Source organism: Desulfobacula phenolica (assembly GCF_900105645.1).
GTDB classification, from domain to species: Bacteria; Desulfobacterota; Desulfobacteria; order Desulfobacterales; family Desulfobacteraceae; genus Desulfobacula; species Desulfobacula toluolica.
In genome coordinates this window covers 1-5,565 of sequence record NZ_FNLL01000033.1, presented here as the reverse complement: position 1 = coordinate 5,565, position 5,565 = coordinate 1, and the positions used below count along the sequence as shown (strand labels likewise).

Annotated in this window: 5 protein-coding genes; 4 read left to right on the top strand and 1 reads right to left on the bottom strand. The window is 36.3% G+C overall.

Translation table 11 applies throughout. The features are described 5' to 3' along the window. On the bottom strand, positions 1-214 hold a 214-nt coding region (locus BLT94_RS21420), incomplete at its 3' end, for a site-specific integrase (RefSeq protein ID WP_407641574.1). Positions 215-473: 259 nt separating this feature from the next. Between BLT94_RS21420 and BLT94_RS21410 the strand changes: the two genes are divergently transcribed. The 4 genes from BLT94_RS21410 to BLT94_RS21395 all read left to right on the top strand — a co-directional run bounded on the left by BLT94_RS21410 (position 474) and on the right by BLT94_RS21395 (position 5,426). Then, positions 474-1,304 carry a hypothetical protein gene (locus BLT94_RS21410; RefSeq protein ID WP_092238740.1) on the top strand — a complete coding sequence of 277 codons (831 nt, stop codon included), beginning with the start codon at positions 474-476 and terminating at the stop codon, positions 1,302-1,304. Then, a complete protein-coding gene (locus BLT94_RS21405; RefSeq protein WP_092238737.1) occupies positions 1,301-3,277 on the top strand; it encodes a hypothetical protein in 1,977 nt (658 codons plus the stop codon). Before BLT94_RS21410 ends, BLT94_RS21405 begins: the two co-directional genes overlap by 4 nt. A gap of 431 nt (positions 3,278-3,708) precedes the next feature. Beyond that, on the top strand, positions 3,709-4,167 hold the full coding sequence (locus BLT94_RS21400; protein WP_092238734.1) for a UPF0158 family protein: 459 nt from the start codon (positions 3,709-3,711) through the stop codon (positions 4,165-4,167). A 179-nt stretch (positions 4,168-4,346) separates the two neighbouring features. Continuing rightward, a complete protein-coding gene (locus BLT94_RS21395; RefSeq protein WP_092238731.1) occupies positions 4,347-5,426 on the top strand; it encodes a LamG domain-containing protein in 1,080 nt (359 codons plus the stop codon). The last annotated feature ends 139 nt before the right edge of the window (positions 5,427-5,565 follow it).

The window sequence follows — 5,565 nt, the reverse complement described above, 5'->3', positions numbered from 1 at the left end:
TGCGGGCTTTTCTGACATGAATTGAAGGACTCTGATATTGGGTAATAAATTCTTTTAAATGCTTGTACGAGATAGCCTGGAGTGAGTCTACCGGCACTTTGTCAAGGAACCGGGCAAACTCATTTAGTCTTACCCTTAATGATTGAATGGATCTGGTTGCAAAATTTGACACTTTACAATAATCGAGAAAATGGTCTATCTTGATTTCCAGCATAGAGGATCTCCTTTCTTTTTGGGAGAAAAGTTAAAAATATCTGTTTGGGAGGTTCTCTATGCTTCTACTACAATTTTTACACCTTACAAATTCCTTTTTTTTTCTAACCGCGGGGTTTGGGGGTTTAGCAGACATGATGGATATTTTTTTTGCTGCGGAACCGCAGCTTTACTTAACGTTTTAAAAGAAAGATCAAAAATAAAGCAATTATCCTTTAAGTGTCAATTTGATTAAATTTTATAATAAAAGGAAAGAAACAATGAAGAAATCAATTCTAATCTCACCTATTCTTTTTTTAACACTAATTTTTAATGTTGCTTTAGCAGAAGAAGTTACTATTTGGGGACCGAATAAGTATTTGAGGACCGCCGGTTCCCCTAATAATTATACCAGTGTTTTTTCAACAACACCTGGTCAGGGCAAACTTGTTGTTAAAAATGGAACAATGGTTGGTAGCAAAAGAGTACGAGATTCTTTGAGTAGTGCAACAATCTCTGTAAATGGGGAACAAATATTTGGACCAAGTGATTTCAACAAACAAGTTTATCTTCTTGAAGCCCTACTAAATTTAGCTGAAAACAATGAATTTTCTATTGAGTTGGCGAGCAGCCCTGATAGCTATTTAACCATTGAAATTGTAAAAGATATTGACCTTCCAGCAGACCCAGGAAATGCCGGGAAAGAAACACTTCTTGGAATTGACAGCGATAATGACGGGGTTCGGGATGATATCCAACGGTATATTTATGTTACTTATCCAAATGAGGAAAAAGTACGTTTGTCTCTTACTCAAATTGCAAAAAATTATCAAGAACTGTTACCTGATTCTGGTGATCCTGAAAAAGCTTATGAGAATGTTAAAAAATTGAACCGTAGTCGTAGTTGCCTTTATTATATAAAAAATGGTATTCGCGGAGCTAAAGATATTGCAGATGCACTATTTGCAAAAATTCTTAATACTGAAGAACGAAGTCTTGCATATCTTGAGTTCAGTAATAATCTGGCCGGAAAAACATTAAGTCTAACTCCAATTAAAGATCGGAAAAGCTGTTGTTTGTTCGATGTAGATACTATTGGAGATGATCAATGAAAAAAATATTAGTATCAATCACAATAGTGTTAATCACATTCTTTATTATCACTGTTGGATATTGCGAGGATGAAAAGGTAAGGGTTTATTTTGGTAATGGGGTATTTAATCATGAAAAGGATGCTAAAGAAGGCTTAGAAGCCTTACATGAATTGTTGGACAAAGTTAACATACAAGGAGATTTAAAAGGTAAAATACTCTGTGAAATTTCATATAATCCAACGGACGGGATACGAGATTTATATGAGACTGCCAAACAAACCCATGATCTCGCTTGGAGTGCTTTTTGGAGAATTCTTGGTGGAATAGATTCGATGCCTAATTTTATACAAGATGGGCTTAAAACAATTTCGGCCCGCTTTGATGAAAATATGGTTAAATCTTACCCATCCATACAGAAACACATAGAAAAATATAACGAAGATTTATGCCAAGGAGATAAAGTTGTTGTAGTGGCTCATTCTCAGGGAAATCTATATGCCAATATTGCCTATAAAGGAATAAATGAAAATGTTATTGATGGTTTTGGAATAGTTTCTGTTGCAAATCCTAGTTGGTATGTTGCAGGTGATGACTCTAATCAATTTTATACAACAATTGATGAAGATCTTATCATTGGTTTTCTTCCGGGTGCTTTAAGGTCTAATGTTAATAATTTCCCAGGTCTAAATTTAGATGATTTATCTGGCCATATGTTTATCAAATCATATTTGGTACAAGACCTTGAGGCGGAATCAAGAATTCTTGATCAAATAATTACTAAGATTTGCAATCTGGAATGGCCGGATGGATCATGTACACAATATCTATTGGCTACTTGTGTGGTAGAATCAGGTGATAAATTTTGCATGGTTTGGGATTTGAATAATAACCAAATGGCTGAGGATGTAATGTTGGACATAGGCGGTATAGCAAGTTTTCCATGTAAAAAAGATGATATTTCTTTTTGGCTAGCCGATAAAAATTTGTCTGGAACACCTGTCATAGAAGTGAGTGACCCGGTAGAGGGTTCGCCAATTTATTTTGGATCACCACCGCCTCCCGATACCTATACATACTACTATAATGATACAAATTGTCAACGTGAAGGCTATTGTACTGAGGAATCGGCTTTCAGATCTTATACAATAGGTGTTAATGGTATTGATGAAAAAGGGAATACTGGTCTTGTGTCTTATGAAACACACGAATATGTTAATAAAAGGGTCGATGGATATACCGGATATATAAAATCTTATCAGACATATGAAACTCCTATTAGTGCTAGAGTTACTTATCAGTTTCCATTAGTGCAAATTAAAATTTCATCATTAACAAATACAGGTGGAACACGAGCAAGAGCAATAGGTGGTAATTTTGTGAAATCTGAAGAAAAGTGGTGGACAGTTGAGGCCCTTTGGCCTGCCACCGAAGAAACAAAATGGTATTATATTGATCGGACAACTGATATTTCTTTAGAGTATAAAAGCCCATTCTCTGATAAAAGTATAAAAACCTTAAACCTGCTATCAACTGATGAAGCAAAAGTTTTTCAAGATAGGACTTGTCTGACTCAACAAAATAAACAAACAATTATCGATGAAAAATTTGCAGCAAAAGGAATTCGAAATTCGGAATATATGATAGTATTTTATACGAATGAAACTAAGGGAATGAATACAATGATTCCTTGTTGTCCCGAACAAGGTAGTAGCTATATATCATGCCCACCCTGGGGTTCAATAAGTTATGCTAATTGTATTTCAGATGGTAATTATTCACATTACCAAGCAATTGATTTTGAGGTTAAGGCCTTTATCCAAAAGGTTGAAAGTAGTGATGATATAAATGAGGTAAATCCTTTTGAGATACCAGAAAATTCAGATTTTGGGTCAGCCTTATTTGAGTTAAAAAATCAGGCAGCAGACTTTTCCAATGACCCAGGAGATAGGTATTGTTCTGAAGTTTTATTTGATCTAAATTTTATTGAATAAAATGGTTATTGTACATAGTATCACTAACAGGCGGGTGAACCGGACAGCAAGGGTCTCCTTCTTTTTAAAGGTTGAAAACTTTTGAATGATGTGCTTTCAATTAACTTTTTTGGAAACCCTTGCTGCCCGTTACCCAAGCGTTGGGGTAAATATGCAGCAATTCCCGACAAAGATGTAACTATTTATTATTGTTAAATTTTTTTTTGAATATTCGGCTACCATTTTAAGCCGGGACACCCTGTAGAATAAGGCTCTTCTGAGAAGCCTTATTTCTGAGGCCTACGCGCTGGAAGATTCTCATCAACCGGTTCAAACTGTCCAAATTGTCCCGCTTTATGTCAGTAGCCGAATATTCTTATTGTATAGCAAATACAGTATTGAAAGTACTTTTAGACATTTAGCCGGAGAGTGCTAAACATTTTGAGGAAGAATTGAAAGTAAAAATTACAAAAATTGCTGATGAGTTGCAAATGCAATTTGATGAATCTTCAGCATACTTAAATACCGCAGATGGTGAAGTTTATATTGTTTCCTACGAAGAATTAAGTGCTGCAGAAGAAAATGATCCGATAGAAAATTTTCCAGAATGGCAACGGGAGAATATCAAAATTGCTCAGCAAATCATCTGTGGTAAAAATTTCATTAAGCTACCATCTCAATACGATATTCATGAATATACAATCATGAAAAAATTCAGTTACTCAATTCATGATTCAAAAATATCAGAAGCTTTACAAATTGCAATACAGGGCAAAGGCGCTTTTCGCAGATTCAAAGATGCTTGTTATAAATTTGGAATTATTGATCAATGGTATTCATATAAAACTGAAGCATTGAAAGATATTGCGATTGCATGGTGTCAAGAAAATGACCTGGAATACGAGGTTTGAACAATTAAATAAATGTTAAGCAAACCCCAACAGGCGGGTGAACCGGACAGCAAGGGTCTCCTTCTTTTTAAAGGTTGAAAAATTTTTAAATGATGTGCTTCCAATGAACTTTATTGGAAACCCTTGCTGCCCGTTACCCAAGCGTTGTGCGTTTCGAAATATGATCAAAGGAGGAAGAAATGAAAAAGAGCTGTTTGTTGAGTGTTTTGGCAATTGCTGGGATTATTTTTGCATTTGGTGGGATGGCACAGGCTGATTTGAGTGATGGACTGGTAGCTTACTATCCGTTCAATGGGAATGCCAATGATAAAAGTGTGAATGGAAATGATGGAGAGGTTAATGGAGCTACTTTGACAGAAGATAGGTTTGGAAATGCGTATAGTGCCTATAGCTTTGATGGAATTGATGATTTTATTTCTATAATGAATTCTTCGTTGCTGGAGTCGAACAATATATCGGTTGAAATGCGTGTACGATCTTCAAATCCTGGGGGAAGTTTTAGATACATTCTCGCTAAAGGTGCAAAAAATTGTTCCTTTTCCTCCTATGCCTTTTATACTGGCGTAAAAGGGAGCTTATATTTCTATATTTCAGATGGCAACACCTATATTTTATCGCCGAGTGCATATTATTCGGACATTTGGGATGGAGAATGGCATCATATTGCAGGAACTTTCAATGGCTCAATTGTCAGGCTTTACATAGATGGTACGGAAGTTGGCAATGGAACCACTACCGATAAACCGATTGGCTACGACTTGGAAACAACGAATGATCTCTTTGTTGGCAGTTTGAATGACCAAATTTGTGATTCCTACAATACTTTTTTCACGGGTAGCATAGATAATATTCACATTTACAACCGTCCCCTTTCCGAATCAGAAATTCAAGCACTTTACAATGAAACCAGTGAAGATGAAACCGTAACTGATTCTGATAGTGACGGAGTTCCTTATATATGGGATGAATGCCCGGACACACCGGCCAATTCTTTTACAAATAGTCAAGGTTGTTCTGCTGAACAGCTTGGATTAATCCCCGATGATGGTTTCACTCAAGCCGATATCGATGCCGCAGTTCAAGCATGTATCGATGATCCAAGTTCCTGCGGCATTTATCTGGAATACCCCACATTCAGTCGAACAACTGGAGTGCTTGATATTCCTACAGTGATTATTGATGACACGAATGAAAGCTCAATGGTCTTGCAACAGAGGAGAGGCAGACAATTTATTTTAGAGAGCGTCACACCTAAATAAAAATAGGGCGTATCGCCCAACGAATAAGGTTAGATTGTGTGAGCGCAGCGAACCACAATCTGAACCGTTTGTTGGACAAGCCCGGTCACCATATATAGAAAATAGCTTTTTAGGGTAAGGCGTTTGATCAGACGGATGT